Source organism: Actibacterium sp. D185-2 (assembly GCF_054954595.1).
This window is the reverse complement of sequence record NZ_JBPWNX010000005.1, coordinates 109,653-122,735: the sequence shown is the minus strand read 5'-3', so window position 1 is coordinate 122,735 and position 13,083 is coordinate 109,653. Positions and strand designations below refer to the sequence as shown.

Annotated in this window: 16 protein-coding genes; 1 reads left to right on the top strand and 15 read right to left on the bottom strand. The window is 64.2% G+C overall.

The annotated features are described in order from the left end of the window. Positions 1–4 precede the first annotated feature (4 nt). The 13 genes from nuoG to ACSR1C_RS10920 form a co-directional block, all read right to left on the bottom strand. Positions 5–2,014 (bottom strand): NADH-quinone oxidoreductase subunit NuoG, encoded by a 2,010-nt coding sequence (gene nuoG, locus ACSR1C_RS10980; RefSeq protein WP_460259428.1) that lies wholly within the window; start codon positions 2,012–2,014, stop codon positions 5–7. Positions 2,015–2,020: 6 nt separating this feature from the next. After that, entirely contained in the window at positions 2,021–2,437 is a 417-nt protein-coding gene (locus ACSR1C_RS10975; protein ID WP_460259429.1) for a DUF5333 domain-containing protein, read from the bottom strand. Between the two features lie 112 nt (positions 2,438–2,549). Continuing rightward, the gene (locus tag ACSR1C_RS10970) at positions 2,550–3,056 is read right to left on the bottom strand and encodes a DUF3291 domain-containing protein (protein WP_460259430.1); all 507 of its coding nucleotides are present in this window, start codon (positions 3,054–3,056) and stop codon (positions 2,550–2,552) included. Continuing rightward, positions 3,056–3,277 (bottom strand): DUF805 domain-containing protein, encoded by a 222-nt coding sequence (locus ACSR1C_RS10965; RefSeq protein WP_460259431.1) that lies wholly within the window; start codon positions 3,275–3,277, stop codon positions 3,056–3,058. Before ACSR1C_RS10965 ends, ACSR1C_RS10970 begins: the two co-directional genes overlap by 1 nt. A 5-nt stretch (positions 3,278–3,282) precedes the next feature. Next, positions 3,283–4,578, bottom strand: a complete 1,296-nt coding sequence (gene nuoF, locus ACSR1C_RS10960) for an NADH-quinone oxidoreductase subunit NuoF (RefSeq protein WP_460259432.1) — start codon at positions 4,576–4,578, stop codon at positions 3,283–3,285. Positions 4,579–4,587: 9 nt separating this feature from the next. Further along, a complete protein-coding gene (locus ACSR1C_RS10955) occupies positions 4,588–4,812 on the bottom strand; it encodes a DUF5337 domain-containing protein (RefSeq protein WP_460259433.1) in 225 nt (74 codons plus the stop codon). A 7-nt stretch (positions 4,813–4,819) separates the two neighbouring features. Further along, the gene (locus ACSR1C_RS10950) at positions 4,820–5,485 is read right to left on the bottom strand and encodes a hypothetical protein (RefSeq protein WP_460259434.1); all 666 of its coding nucleotides are present in this window, start codon (positions 5,483–5,485) and stop codon (positions 4,820–4,822) included. A gap of 35 nt (positions 5,486–5,520) precedes the next feature. Next, entirely contained in the window at positions 5,521–6,681 is a 1,161-nt protein-coding gene (locus ACSR1C_RS10945) for an NADH-quinone oxidoreductase subunit E (RefSeq protein WP_460259435.1), read from the bottom strand. Then, positions 6,681–6,971: a hypothetical protein gene (locus ACSR1C_RS10940; protein WP_460259436.1), complete on the bottom strand. Its 291-nt coding sequence runs from the start codon at positions 6,969–6,971 to the stop codon at positions 6,681–6,683. Before ACSR1C_RS10940 ends, ACSR1C_RS10945 begins: the two co-directional genes overlap by 1 nt. A gap of 118 nt (positions 6,972–7,089) precedes the next feature. Next, the gene (locus tag ACSR1C_RS10935; protein ID WP_460259555.1) at positions 7,090–8,298 is read right to left on the bottom strand and encodes an NADH-quinone oxidoreductase subunit D; all 1,209 of its coding nucleotides are present in this window, start codon (positions 8,296–8,298) and stop codon (positions 7,090–7,092) included. A gap of 341 nt (positions 8,299–8,639) precedes the next feature. After that, positions 8,640–9,251 (bottom strand): NADH-quinone oxidoreductase subunit C, encoded by a 612-nt coding sequence (locus tag ACSR1C_RS10930; protein WP_460259556.1) that lies wholly within the window; start codon positions 9,249–9,251, stop codon positions 8,640–8,642. A gap of 14 nt (positions 9,252–9,265) precedes the next feature. Then, positions 9,266–9,799, bottom strand: a complete 534-nt coding sequence (locus tag ACSR1C_RS10925) for a NuoB/complex I 20 kDa subunit family protein (protein WP_460259437.1) — start codon at positions 9,797–9,799, stop codon at positions 9,266–9,268. Further along, positions 9,790–10,155, bottom strand: a complete 366-nt coding sequence (locus ACSR1C_RS10920) for an NADH-quinone oxidoreductase subunit A (RefSeq protein WP_460259438.1) — start codon at positions 10,153–10,155, stop codon at positions 9,790–9,792. The genes ACSR1C_RS10925 and ACSR1C_RS10920 overlap by 10 nt, the downstream gene beginning before the upstream one ends. Positions 10,156–10,425: 270 nt before the next feature. On the opposite strand from ACSR1C_RS10920, the gene ACSR1C_RS10915 reads away from it, so the two are divergent. Continuing rightward, a complete protein-coding gene (locus ACSR1C_RS10915) occupies positions 10,426–10,887 on the top strand; it encodes a CreA family protein (protein ID WP_460259439.1) in 462 nt (153 codons plus the stop codon). Here ACSR1C_RS10915 and ACSR1C_RS10910 read toward each other — a convergent pair. Together ACSR1C_RS10910 and ACSR1C_RS10905 are read right to left on the bottom strand one after the other, a co-directional pair. Beyond that, positions 10,872–12,086, bottom strand: coding sequence for a DegT/DnrJ/EryC1/StrS family aminotransferase (locus ACSR1C_RS10910; RefSeq protein WP_460259440.1), 1,215 nt, complete (start codon positions 12,084–12,086; stop codon positions 10,872–10,874). The two genes, ACSR1C_RS10915 and ACSR1C_RS10910, sit on opposite strands and share 16 nt — an antisense overlap. A gap of 233 nt (positions 12,087–12,319) precedes the next feature. Then, positions 12,320–12,988 carry an HAD-IA family hydrolase gene (locus ACSR1C_RS10905; RefSeq protein ID WP_460259441.1) on the bottom strand — a complete coding sequence of 223 codons (669 nt, stop codon included), beginning with the start codon at positions 12,986–12,988 and terminating at the stop codon, positions 12,320–12,322. Between the last annotated feature and the right edge of the window lie 95 nt (positions 12,989–13,083).

Sequence of the window (13,083 nt, the reverse complement as noted above, 5' to 3'; positions counted from 1 at the left end):
GGCCCTATTCCGCCGCGACCGGCGTGCTACGCCGCGCCAACGCACCCGCGCTCAGCTCGGCCATCAGCGCAGAGGCCCGCGCGATCGGGTTGGTCAGATAGAAATCCGACACCGCCATACGGAAATGACCCTTTTCCAGCGGCCCCGCCGGCAGCGGCGTCCAGGCGTTTTCCGGCACGCTGTCGATCAGCGCCAGATGCGGCACCTCGGCCACCAACCCCTGACGCAGCTGCGCCAGACTGTCATAGGGCAGCACCGCGCCCAACTCGGCCGACAGGGCACGCAGGATGGCCCAGTTTTCCTTGGCCTGGCCCGGCGGAAAGCCGGCGCGCAACGCCAGCTGCGGGCGGCCCTCGGTATTGACGAACAGGCCCTGCTCTTCGGTATAGGCCGCACCCGGCAGGATCACATCGGCCCGGTGCGCGCCGCGGTCGCCATGGCTGCCCTGATAGATCACGAAGGGGCCCGCGGCGATGTCGATTTCGTCGGCGCCCAGATTGTAAACCACCCCGGCCCCGTCCAGCGCGGCATCGATGCCGCCCTCGGTCACCGCACCCACATCCATCGCGCCCACGCGCGCGGCGGCGGTGTGCAGCATCAGGAACCCGGCACCCAGCGCCCCGGCCAGCGCCATGACCTGGCCGATCACACCCGCACCATCGCCTTCCTGAATCGCGCCCTGCCCCAGAATGACCAGCGCGCCCTCTTGCGGCTGTCCCGCGTTCAGCAGGCGGTTGACCACCAGCCGGCCCGGCCCGTGATTGGTCACGTCATAGGTCAGATCCGCCCCCTTGCCGATCACATGCACCTCGGCGCCCGCCAGCCAGGCCTTGCGGATCCGCGCATCCAGCACCGGCGCCTCGACGCGCGGGTTGGTGCCGATCAGGTAGATGTGCCTGGCGGTGTCGATATCCTCGATCCGCGCGGTGCCAACATAGGCCGAACGGTTGCCCGCAGGCAGCTTGGCGCCATCGACGCGACATTCGACGCTGCCGCCCTGCCCTTCGACCAGCTGTCTCAGCGCAAAGGCAGCCTCGACCGGGGCCAGATCGCCCACCAGCCCCGCAACCTTCTGCCCCTTCATCGCGGCGGCGGCGGCGGCCAGCGCCTCGGGCCAGCTGACCGGGCGCAACTTGCCGTTTTCGCGGATATAGGGCGTGTCCAGCCGCTGGCGGCGCAGCCCGTCCCACACAAAGCGGGTCTTGTCGGAAATCCATTCCTCGTTCACGCCGTCGTGGTTGCGCGGCAGGAACCGCATCACTTCGCGGCCCTTGGTATCGACGCGGATATTGCTGCCCAGCGCATCCATCACGTCGATGGATTCGGTCTTGGTCAGTTCCCACGGACGGGCGGTGAAGGCATAGGGCTTGCTGACCAGCGCGCCCACCGGGCACAGGTCGATGATGTTGCCCTGCATGTTGCTGTCCAGGGTCTGACCCAGATAGCTGGTGATCTCGGCATCTTCGCCGCGTCCGGTCTGACCCATCTGGGTGATGCCGGCAACCTCGGTCGTGAACCGCACACAGCGGGTGCAGGAAATGCAGCGCGTCATGTGGGTTTCGACCAACGGACCCAGATCCAGATCCTCGGTCGCGCGCTTGGGTTCGCGGTAGCGGCTGAAATCGACACCGTAAGCCATCGCCTGATCCTGCAGGTCGCATTCACCGCCCTGATCGCAGATCGGGCAATCGAGCGGGTGGTTGATCAGCAGGAACTCCATCACCCCTTCGCGGGCCTTCTTGACCATGGGCGAGTTGGTCCTGACCTGCGGCGGTGCGCCTTCGGGGCCGGGGCGCAGATCCTTGACCTGCATCGCGCAGCTCGCGGCGGGCTTCGGCGGGCCGCCCACGACCTCGACCAGACACATCCGGCAGTTACCCGCGATCGACAACCGTTCGTGATAGCAAAAGCGCGGCACTTCGATGCCCACCTGCTCGCAGGCCTGAATCAGGGTCATGGCGGGATCAACCTCGATCTCGCGCCCGTCAATGATGATTTTCCGCAGGTCCGACATGTGCACTCACTTCGCTTTCAGCAGGACGCCGATCTGGCTGTTTCGTTCGATTTCGTAAAGGCCCGCGGCGCAATAGCTTTGCGGCGTCGCGGGATCAGCGCCAAGGGTGGCAAGATAGGCCCGCGCCGCCGCTTCGACACGCGCCTTTTCGGCCTTGTCTTCCACGAAGGCCTCGATTTCGTCATCGCTGAACCCGGCCGCGTTGGCGGTGCCTTTCAGCGACTGCATGAAGCCATAGGCGCGGATCATCCGCGGATCGACGGTTTCGCAATTCTTGCGGATCATGTCGGCGGCGGCGATAACCGCCAGCCCGTCGTTGATCTGCTTATGCTCGCGCAGGCTGTTGGCCGCGACCGCGCCCGAGGCGGCGGGGATCGCAAGCGCCGCCATCGCGGCAAGGATCTGTTTGGTGAGTTGGGTCATTCGTGGTCTCCTTTCCCAGGAAAGGAGAGGCACGCAAGGGCCGTTATGCAATAACGCGCGGAAATACCGGCCAAAACCCGCCGCCCGCCATCGTGATATGCCTTGCCCCCGGTCATGCGGATCCCGCCACATGTGAACAGGCCCGCGTCTTCCACAGATGCGCCGCGCGCAGATGATCCCAGCCAAAGGCGTGATCGGTATTGCCATGCGCCTGCCAGTGGCGAAACCGCGCCATGCCTTCCGTCAGGGTCGGGCGATGCCCCGCAGGCACCCACCACATCACGAAATTGCCGTTGCCCGCGACGTCATACCATTCGGCCTTACGCTCATAAAACCGGCGATGCACCGTGTTCCACACGAAATGCTCCAGGCTTTCGACATCGCGCCAGACCGACAGGGTCGAGGCGGTATTGGGATCACCGCCAAAGACACCCGCAGCATCGTTCTGCGCCTGATCCATGTCATCGTCACCCAGGCGCCAGATAAAGCCATCGCTTGCCTCGGCCAGACCATTGACCAAATCCAGCCCCTCCACGAACCCCTTGGTTCGCGGATCATCCCACCCGTATTTGAGTGTGCCGAAGTTCAGCTCGGCAAGATGATGGTCCGGTGTCAGCATCAGAGATCCGGCCCCTTTCGCGACTCTGCCGGCCAGTCCTTGAAGGCCAGAACATAAACCATGATCAAGTTGACGACCGGGATCACCATCAAAAGCGAGATCCAGCCGCTATGCCCCGTGCGTTTCCACAACTGGAAGAACGGGATGATCAGGATCAGCGCCGGGATGGTCATCATCACCAGCGCCGGAAAACCTGTCACCTCGTAAGAATGCGATCTCATCCGTTTTACTCCGCCGCTACGGCACTGACGCGCCCGGTGCGCTTGTATTTGATCCGGTCCTCGATCTCGTCCCGGAAATGCCGGATCAGGCCCTGAATGGGCCAGGCCGCCGCGTCGCCCAGGGCGCAGATCGTGTGGCCCTCGACCTGCTTGGTCACATCCAGCAGCATGTCGATTTCCTCAACCTCGGCCTCGCCGGTCACCAGCCGCTCCATCACCCGCATCATCCAGCCGGTGCCTTCGCGGCAGGGCGTGCACTGGCCGCAGCTTTCGTGCTTGAAGAATTTGGCCAGCCGCCAGATCGCCTTGATCACATCCGTGCTTTGATCCATCACGATCATGCAGCCGGTGCCGAGCGAGGATTTATTCTCGCGCATCCAGTCGAAATCCATGATCGCGTCTTCGCACATGTCCTTGGGCAGAACCGGGCAGGATGCGCCGCCGGGGATGATCGCCTTGAGGTTATCCCAGCCGCCGCGGATGCCGCCGCCGTGCTTTTCGATCATCTCGCGCATCGACATCGACATGGCTTCCTCGACCACGCAGGGCGTGTTCACATGGCCGGTCATCGCAAACAGCTTGGTGCCCACGTTGTTGGGCCGACCGAAGCTGGAAAACCACGCGCCGCCCCGGCGCAGGATGGTCGGCACGACGGCGATGGATTCGACGTTGTTCACCGTGGTCGGGCAGCCATAAAGGCCCGCCCCCGCCGGGAACGGCGGTTTCATGCGCGGCATGCCCTTCTTGCCCTCGAGGCTTTCCAGCAGGGCGGTTTCCTCGCCGCAGATATAGGCGCCGGCGCCGTGATGCAGGTACAGGTCGAAATCCCAGCCGGTTCCGGCGGCGTTGCGACCCAGAAGACCGGCGTCATAGGCCTCGTCGATCGCGGCCTGCAGCGCCTCGCGCTCGCGGATATATTCGCCGCGAATGTAGATATAGCTGGCATGCGCGCCCATGGCGAAGCTGGCGATCAGCGCACCCTCGATCAGCGTGTGCGGATCGTGGCGCATGATTTCGCGGTCCTTGCAGGTCGCGGGTTCGGATTCGTCGGCGTTGATCACCAGGTAATGCGGGCGGCCATCGCTTTCCTTCGGCATGAAGGACCATTTCAGACCGGTCGGAAAGCCCGCCCCGCCGCGCCCGCGCAGCCCGCTGGCCTTCATCTCGTCGATGATCCAGTCGCGCCCCTTCTCGATGATCCCGGCGGTGCCGTCCCAATGGCCCCGGCGGCGGGCACCGGCAAGCGTGCGCTCATCCATACCGTAGAGATTGGTGAAGATACGGTCTTCGTCCTTCAGCATTGCAAACCCTCAATTCTCCCGGCGCTTGCGCCAGATCTGATATGTCACCACCAGTGCCCAGAACAGCCCCGCCAGCGCAGCCATGTCGAACAGAAACACATAGCGGACAGGCAGGCCAACCTGCCCCCCGATCCACTGGGCGGCCAGCCACAGGATGATCGTGCCCGCAATCACCAGTGCCACCTGACGGCCCTGGCGCGCAATGGCTTTGTCCTGATCTTGCCCCCGTGTCATGTTCACCTCAATACACGCCGCCCTTTTCGACCTTTTGCGAAAAGGCGGTTTCACCGCCTGCGGCCAATGTCTTTGCCTGTGCCACCCAGTCGTCGCGCGTCACCCGGCCCTTGAACCCCGCAAGGTTCTGATCGACCCAGGCGATCTCGTCCGCCGACCAGCCCGCGACCTGATCGAAATGATAAAAGCCCAGACTGTTGAGCAGCAGTTCCAGCTTGGGGCCGACGCCCTTGATTTTCTTCAGATCATCCGCACCACCCGCGCGCGGGCCGTCCAGCGCCGCAGGCCGGGTGCCTGCGCCCGGCGCGGCAGCAACCGGCGCGGATGCCGCGGATTCGGGCTGTTGTGCGACCGGCGACGGCGTTGCAGCGGCCATCGGTGCGGCGGCAGCGGGGGCGGGGGCTGCAGCCTCCTGCGTATCTGCCTCGCCCGCGATCAGCGTCAGCGGATCCACCGGCTCGGTCGCCGGGGCCGCGCGCACACGCTCGCCCGGGTGGCAGATCAGCCAGGTCAGCAACAGCCCCAACAGGCCGGTCGTGACCACACCAAGGAAGATCGCGGCCAGCCAAGCATAGCCGCTGAACAACAAAAAGAGCGTGACCACAAACCCCACGATCGCCGCAACGATCCAGAGTTTCAGCGGACAGCCCAGCCCTTCTTGTGTCTCTTCCATCTTCCGTTCCCCCTTAGCCAGTTTTTCGCGTGCCCTTAATAGACATCGTCCTTCTTGACGCGGCCCGAGAATTCCGTCTCTCCCCCCTCGGCCAGCGTCCGGGCCTGATCGACCCAGTTGTCGCGGCTGACCCGCCCCTTGAACCCTTCCAGATTCTGGTCAACCCAGGCGATCTCCTCGGCGCTCCAGCCGCCGATTTGATCGAAATGATAAAAGCCCAGACTGTGCAGCAGCAGCTCCAGCTTGGGGCCCACGCCCTTGATCAACTTCAGATCGTCCGCGCCGCCTTCGCGCGGGGCGTCCAGCGTGGCGGGCCGGGTCCCTTCGCCTGTCGGCGCTTCGGCGGCCTCGGCCACTGCGCCGGTTTCCGGCATCCCCTTGCTTTCGACCGGGGCTTCGCGCGTGTCGACCCCGGTTTCATCGGCGGGCACGTCTTCGGCTAGAACGGGTTCATCCGGCGTCGCGGGGCCATCGGTGGCCGCGCCGCTTTGCTTGCCCCAGGGCGCCAGCAGCGGCGCTTCGGTGCCATCGATCCGCTTGACGGTATCGCCCAGATCCACCGCGCGCTGCACCGAGGCGTTATATTGCGTGTGACCGCTGTCGAATTCGGTCAGGCTGGTCAGCCCGGCCAGCGGCTCGGACGCATAGCGCCCGTTCTGCGGCCCCGGCACCGGCACCGCGCCCGCGGCCAGTTCATCTATAATCTCGGCCAGCCGCGCGGCAGTCAGATCCTCGTAGTAATCCTTGCCGATCTGGGCCATCGGCGCGTTGGTGCACGCGCCCAGGCATTCGACCTCTTCCCAGCTGAACTTGCCGTCGGCAGAGAGCTGGTGCGGTTTGTCTGCAATCTTTTCCCGGCACACCCCGATCAGATCCTCGGCGCCGCAGATCATGCACGACGTGGTGCCGCAGATCTGGATGTTGGCGACCGACCCGACCGGCGCGAGTTGGAACATGAAATAGAAGGTGGCCACCTCCAGCGCGCGGATACGGGCCATGCCAAGCATGTCAGCCACATATTCGATCGCCGGGCGCGACAGCCACCCCTCCTGTTCCTGCGCCCGCCACAACAGCGGGATGATCGCGCTGGCCTGACGGCCCGCGGGATATTTGGTCACCTGCGCCTCGGCCCAGGCCAAGTTGGCCTGGGTGAAGGCAAAGCTATCGGGCTGTTCGTGATGCAGACGGCGGAGCATTAGTTTGTACAATCTCCCGAGAGAAGGGTAATGCCGCCCTGTTCGGAGGCATCGACGATTTCCTGATAGATGCGAAGCTTCTCGACGATGGCTTCCAGCACCTCTTCGTCATAGCCGGTCGCGGTTTCGACGGCGGTCGCACGCGCGTCGGTGTCGATGGTGCAGCCGATTTCGATGATCGCGTCGCGGAAGGTCTGCAACTCGTCATCGGTCGGCTCATAGGTTTGCGCAAGGGCGGCGGTGGGAAGGACAGCCAGGCAAAAGGCGGCACTCTTGAAAATGGTCGTCATTGGATAGTCTCCTTCATGCCGGGGGTTCGGCCCGGCAGTGCAAGACGGGTGCGGGGCGCATATGGCCCCTGCCCGGTGGGTCCCCACCCAGAAATTCCGGTATGATCGGCGGTCGGGATCATCGGTCCACCTCGCCGAACACGATATCCATGGTGCCGATGATCGCAGAGATATCGGCCAGCTGGTGACCTTTGGCCACATGATCCATGGATTGCAGATGCAGATAGCCCGGCGCGCGCAGCTTGGCGCGGTACGGCCGATTGCTGCCGTCGGACACCATATAGACGCCGAATTCGCCCTTCGGCGCCTCGACCGCGGCATAAACCTCGCCGGCGGGCACATGGAAGCCTTCGGTATACAGCTTGAAGTGATGGATCAGCGCTTCCATCGAGGTCTTCATCTCGCCGCGGGTCGGCGGCGTCAACTTGCCGCGCGCCAGCACGTCACCCGGTTCGGCCCGCAGCTTGGCGATGGCCTGACGGATGATCAGGGTCGACTGGCGCATCTCTTCCATCCGGCACAGATAGCGGTCATAGCAATCGCCGTTCTTGCCCACGGGGATCTGGAACTCGAACTCGTCATAGCATTCATAGGGCTGCGCCCGGCGCAAATCCCAGGCCAGACCCGAACCGCGCACCATCACCCCCGAATAGCCCCAGTTCTGGATATCCTCTTCGGTGACGACGCCGATATCGACGTTGCGCTGCTTGAAAATGCGGTTCTCGGTCAGCAGCCCGGAAATATCGTCCAGCAGCGTCGGAAAACCCTGGGTCCACGCGTCGATATCGTCGATCAGCTTGGGCGTCAGATCCTGATGCACACCGCCGGGCCGGAAATAGGCCGCATGCAGCCGCCCGCCGCTGGCGCGTTCATAGAACACCATCAGTTCTTCGCGGGCGGTGAAGCCCCACAGCGGCGGCGTCAGCGCGCCCACATCCATGGCCTGGGTGGTGACGTTCATCAGGTGGTTCAGGATCCGCCCGATTTCGCAGAACAGAACCCGGATCAGGCTGGCGCGGCGCGGCACCACCGTGCCGGTCAGCTTTTCGATCGCCAGACACCAGGCATGTTCCTGATTCATCGGCGCCACGTAATCGAGCCGGTCCAGATAGGGCAGATTCTGCAGATAGGTGCGGCTTTCCATCAGCTTTTCGGTGCCGCGATGCAGCAGGCCGACATGCGGATCGGCGCGTTCCACGATCTCGCCGTCCAGCTCCAGCACCATGCGCAGCACGCCATGCGCCGCCGGGTGCTGCGGCCCGAAATTGATGTTGAAGTTGCGGATCTTCTGCTCGCCGGTCAGCGCGTCGTCGAAATTGCCATCCATCATCTTACACCCCCGCCCTGTTGGCATGCCGCAATCCGGCATACCGGCCCGGGCCGGCCACGAAAACCTCGTTGCGCAGCGGCACGGCCGCGGCGCGCAAAACACTGCGCCCGGAGAATGCTCCGGCGCGGGCTGTCAAGACGCGGTCCCCTGCGGCGCGGCGGCATCTGGCCAGCCGCATCGCAAAATCCCGCAGAAGGTCTGGAAACCGCATATCCGAAGACATTCCGGCCATCCTTTGCAGACGCCCCTCCGCGCGGGCAAAATATCCGCCGGTTGTGTCAGCAATGGGGCATGGCACTGCGCGCCCGGTCATCCGTCTCGCCTTTGGCATCGCGGCCTTACCCTTTCGCCCCGTTGGTCTTTTCATCCCCGGGCAGGATGTACTGGGCCCCTTCCCAGGGGCTCATGAAATCAAACTGCCGGTATTCCTGCACCAGGCTGACGGGTTCATAGACCACCCGTTTCTGCTCTTCGTCATAGCGCACCTCGGTATAGCCGGTGGTCGGGAAATCCTTGCGCAGCGGATGACCGCGAAAGCCATAGTCCGTCAGCAACCGGCGCAGATCGGGATGGCCCGAAAACAGGATGCCGAACATGTCGAACACTTCGCGCTCGAACCAGTTTGCGGCCGGATGCACCCCGGTGATCGAGGGCACCATCGTATCCTCGCGCACGGCGCATTTCAGACGGATGCGGTGGTTTTGATACATCGACAGGAAATGATAGACCATATCGAACCGCGCCTCGCGCTCGGGGTGATCCACGGCGGTGACATCGATCAGCGACGAAAACCGGCAGGTGGCGTCGGTCTTCAGGAATTCGACCAGCGCGACCAGCGCGCTTGGCGTGGTTTCCACCGTCAGCTCATCCAGCGTGACCGCATAGGACAACACGTGATCCGGGCGCTTCAGGGCGATATGGCCGCCAAGCTCGTTCAGGGCGTCGGACATGTCGGACATTTGGCTTACCTCGCGATCGTGCCGGTACGGCGGATTTTACGCGACAACTGCAGGATGCCATAGACCAGCGCCTCTGCGGTGGGCGGGCAGCCGGGCACATAGATATCCACCGGAACGATCCGGTCGCAGCCGCGCACGACGGAATAGGAGTAATGATAATACCCGCCGCCATTGGCACATGACCCCATCGAGATCACATAGCGCGGCTCGGGCATCTGATCGTACACCTTGCGCAACGCCGGGGCCATCTTGTTGGTCAGCGTGCCGGCCACGATCATCAGATCGGACTGGCGCGGGCTGGCGCGCGGTGCGGTGCCATAGCGTTCAAGGTCATAGCGCGGCATCGAGGATTGCATCATCTCGACCGCGCAACAGGCCAGACCGAAGGTCATCCAGTGCAGGCTGCCGGTGCGCGCCCAGTTGATGATATCCTCGGTCGAGGTCAGCAGGAATCCCTTGTCCTGCAATTCCTTGTTCAGCACCTGGGTGGCGTGCTCGCGATCCGGGCCGGCGGTGTTGACGGCGGTGCTCACTCCCATTCCAGGGCTCCTTTCTTCCACTCATAGGCAAAGCCGATGGTCAGCACGCCCAGAAACACCATCATCGACCAGAACCCGACCGCGCTCAGATCCCCGAAGGACACGGCCCAGGGGAACAGAAAGGCGATTTCAAGGTCGAAGATGATGAACAGGATCGACACCAGATAGAACCGGACATCGAATTTCATCCGCGCATCGTCGAACGCGTTGAACCCGCATTCATAGGCGGACACCTTTTCAGGGTCGGGGTTGCTGATGGCCAGCACCATTGCAGAGACCAGCAGCACCAGCCCCAGCCCGACTGCAAGGCCAAGAAAAACGATGATTGGCAGGTATTCCCTTAACAGATCATCCAAAGCGTCTCTCCCATTTCGGTCAGCCGGACTCGGCGCGCTCTTGTCATCTCTGGCTGGTTTACTCCCGGTATTCTACCGGGTCAACCGAGCGGGGCAGGCACAACACCCTTTGTTCCTTGAGATTTTCGAAATGGCATACTTTTATGCGCCCGGTTAAGGCGGACCCGCCCCGCCCGCCGAGTCGTCCCACAGCCGGCGCGAAACGCATGTCTTTGAACTTTCGCGCGATTTGCGCATTGTACCCATGACCGTCAGCAAGGACTCAACATCATGTTCAGACCCCTCCTCACAGCCGCCGCCGCCACGATCGCCCTGGCCGCGCCCGCCCTGTCCGAATCCGTGGGCAAGGTCGGCGTGGACTGGGTCGGCAACGACATCATCATCGAGGCGGTTGCCGATCCGGGCGTGCAGGGCGTGACCTGCCACATCGCCTATTTCGACCGTTCGGTGCTGGACCGGCTGAGCCAGGGAAACTGGTTCGAGGACCCGTCAAATTCCTCGATCGCCTGCCGTCAGACCGGCCCGATCGTGATCGGCGAGATCGACCGCAGCCCCGGCGGCGAAGAACTGTTCCGCGAACGCCGCTCGATCATCCTGAAATCGCTGCGCATCAGGCGCATCTTCGACGCGGAAAACCAGACCCTGATCTATCTGGCTCATGCGCGCGAACTGACCGAAGGCTCGGCCAAGATGTCGATCTCGACGGTACCGCTCTATCACTCCGGGGATTGACGGCCACCCTGCCACACGGCCCCGACCTCGGCCCGGATGATCCGCGCGATCTGTTCGCAGTCGGCACGCGAAAAGCTCAGCGGCAGGCGCATGTCCACCAGCCCGGCCAGCACCGCGTCGGTCTGCGGCAGGCGCGGCGGCGCGGCATAGCGCCAGTGGTCATAGCGCGAGGTGAAGGCCACCGGATCGTCGGCACCGAACCATTTCAGCTCGACCCCGCGCGCGCCGCAGCGCGCCAGCAGATCGCGCACCATCGGCCCGCGCCAGCCCTTCAGCAGAAACTGGAACGACGACCCCACGAACCGCTCTGCCGCCGGGCGGCGGATCAGGGTCAGGCCCGGCACATGCTCCAGCCCGGCCTCGACCACACGGTAAAGCGCGGTCCATGTGGCACACCGCCCGGCCAGCGCGCGCAACTGCGGACGCAGGATCGCGGCGCGCAGATTGTCCATCCGGCCGGAAATGTTGGGCACATCCAGCCGCACCGCCTCGAACGCTTCGGACGGCGGCGCGGCGCGGTGGCGCCCGTACAGCATATAGGAGCCCGACAGCAAAACCGCCCGCGCCATCAGATCGGCATCGTCCGAGATCAGCAAGCCACCCTCGCCCGAATTCATGTGCTTGTAGGTCTGGGTGGAATAGCAGGCCATACGCCCGTGCCGCCCCGACGGCACCCCGTTCCACGCGGCCCCCATCGTATGCGCACAATCCTCGACCACCACCACACCCGCGCCGTCGCAAAGCGCCATCAGCGCATCCATGTCGCAGACATGACCGCGCATATGGCTCAGCAGCAGCACGCGCGCGCCACTCTCGCCGATCATCCGCGCCAGATGGGTCAGGTCGATGGTCAGCGCCTCGGTCACCTCGACAAAGACCGGCACCGCCCCCAGACTGACAATCGCGCCCGGCACCGGCGCCAGGGTGAAAGCGTTGGTCAGCACCTTGTCGCCTGGACCGACCCCAAGCGCGCGCAGGGCGCAGCCCATCGCATAGCCGCCCGACGCCACCGCCAGACAGTAGTTCCCCCCCATCGCGACGGCGAACTCCTCCTCCAGAAGCGCAACCTCGCCCGCCTCATCGCCGATCAGGTTATAGCGGTGCAGTCGACCATGGCGCATCACCGCGACGGCCGCCTCGATCCCCTTTTCCGGGATCGGCGGCTGCTGGGTGAAACTGCCTTTGAAAATCTCGCTCATAGCGACCACCTTGGGCATGGCTTGCGGTCAAGGTCAATCGCTTCGAAAAGGCGGCGCGTGCCGCGCCATTTTCATACCTCGTCGGCTGCGCCGCCTCAGGTTGCCTCCGGCAGGAGTATTTTCACCAAGAAGAAGGGGCTTCTTCTCGGTCTAAATACTCAAACCTGAGGCGGCGCAGCCGGCGAGGCAAAAGACCTGATCGGGCCGCAGGGCCGATCACAATTCGGCAAAGTTCAGTCAGGCAGCAGGCGCCGGGCAATATCGAACAGGTCGTCATAATGATCCAGCAGTGCCTCGGGGACCAGCCCCGCCACGCCTTGCCCGTCCGGACCGAAGGTGACCAGCGCGCAGGGCACACCGGCGGCGCGCGCGGTGTCGCGGTCAGTGGCCGTATCGCCCACCAGCATCGAGCGCGCCACCACCCCGCCCGCCCCCGTCACCGCCGCGCGATAGGGGGCCGGGTCCGGCTTGCGCACCGGCAGCGTGTCGGCCCCAATCACCGCGCCGAACAGATCGCGCACCCCGAGCCGCGCAAGCAAGGTTTCGGCCAGCGCCTCGGGCTTGTTGGTGCAGATTCCCACCGCCACCCCCGCACCGCGCAGCCGTTCCACCGCCGCCACCGCGCCGGGGTAAAGTCTGGTATGCACATCGATCGCGGCGCCGTAAGCGACCAGCAGCAGCGGGAACTGCGCGTCCACATCGGCCTCGGTCCAGCCAGGGCACACCCGTTCGAACCCCAGCCGCAGCATCGCCCGCCCGCCGCGAAACGCGGTGGCCTGATCCGCGATGGGGTCTAGCGGCGCGCCCAGATCCAGCTCTGCGAAACAGGCATTGGCCGCGGCGATCAAATCACCGCTGGTATCGGCCAGCGTGCCATCCAGATCGAAAATCACCGTCCGCATTGCGCACCCCCTTGGCATGTTTCCGCCGAGCGTTGAAATCCGGCGAAACGCCTTTTGATCCGCCTTTCCCTTGCGATCGGGCATAACCCCGATAA

Bases quoted from the DNA above. Each gene is read 5' to 3' on its own strand.
- nuoG (WP_460259428.1), bottom strand. From the start codon at position 2,014: ATGTCGGACCTGCGGAAAATCATCATTGACGGGCGCGAGATCGAGGTT.
- ACSR1C_RS10975 (WP_460259429.1), bottom strand. From the start codon at position 2,437: ATGACCCAACTCACCAAACAGATCCTTGCCGCGATGGCGGCGCTTGCG.
- ACSR1C_RS10970 (WP_460259430.1), bottom strand. From the start codon at position 3,056: ATGCTGACACCGGACCATCATCTTGCCGAGCTGAACTTCGGCACACTC.
- ACSR1C_RS10965 (WP_460259431.1), bottom strand. From the start codon at position 3,277: ATGAGATCGCATTCTTACGAGGTGACAGGTTTTCCGGCGCTGGTGATG.
- nuoF (WP_460259432.1), bottom strand. From the start codon at position 4,578: ATGCTGAAGGACGAAGACCGTATCTTCACCAATCTCTACGGTATGGAT.
- ACSR1C_RS10955 (WP_460259433.1), bottom strand. From the start codon at position 4,812: ATGACACGGGGGCAAGATCAGGACAAAGCCATTGCGCGCCAGGGCCGT.
- ACSR1C_RS10950 (WP_460259434.1), bottom strand. From the start codon at position 5,485: ATGGAAGAGACACAAGAAGGGCTGGGCTGTCCGCTGAAACTCTGGATC.
- ACSR1C_RS10945 (WP_460259435.1), bottom strand. From the start codon at position 6,681: ATGCTCCGCCGTCTGCATCACGAACAGCCCGATAGCTTTGCCTTCACC.
- ACSR1C_RS10940 (WP_460259436.1), bottom strand. From the start codon at position 6,971: ATGACGACCATTTTCAAGAGTGCCGCCTTTTGCCTGGCTGTCCTTCCC.
- ACSR1C_RS10935 (WP_460259555.1), bottom strand. From the start codon at position 8,298: ATGGATGGCAATTTCGACGACGCGCTGACCGGCGAGCAGAAGATCCGC.
- ACSR1C_RS10930 (WP_460259556.1), bottom strand. From the start codon at position 9,251: ATGTCCGACGCCCTGAACGAGCTTGGCGGCCATATCGCCCTGAAGCGC.
- ACSR1C_RS10925 (WP_460259437.1), bottom strand. From the start codon at position 9,799: ATGGGAGTGAGCACCGCCGTCAACACCGCCGGCCCGGATCGCGAGCAC.
- ACSR1C_RS10915 (WP_460259439.1), top strand. From the start codon at position 10,426: ATGTTCAGACCCCTCCTCACAGCCGCCGCCGCCACGATCGCCCTGGCC.
- ACSR1C_RS10910 (WP_460259440.1), bottom strand. From the start codon at position 12,086: ATGAGCGAGATTTTCAAAGGCAGTTTCACCCAGCAGCCGCCGATCCCG.
- ACSR1C_RS10905 (WP_460259441.1), bottom strand. From the start codon at position 12,988: ATGCGGACGGTGATTTTCGATCTGGATGGCACGCTGGCCGATACCAGC.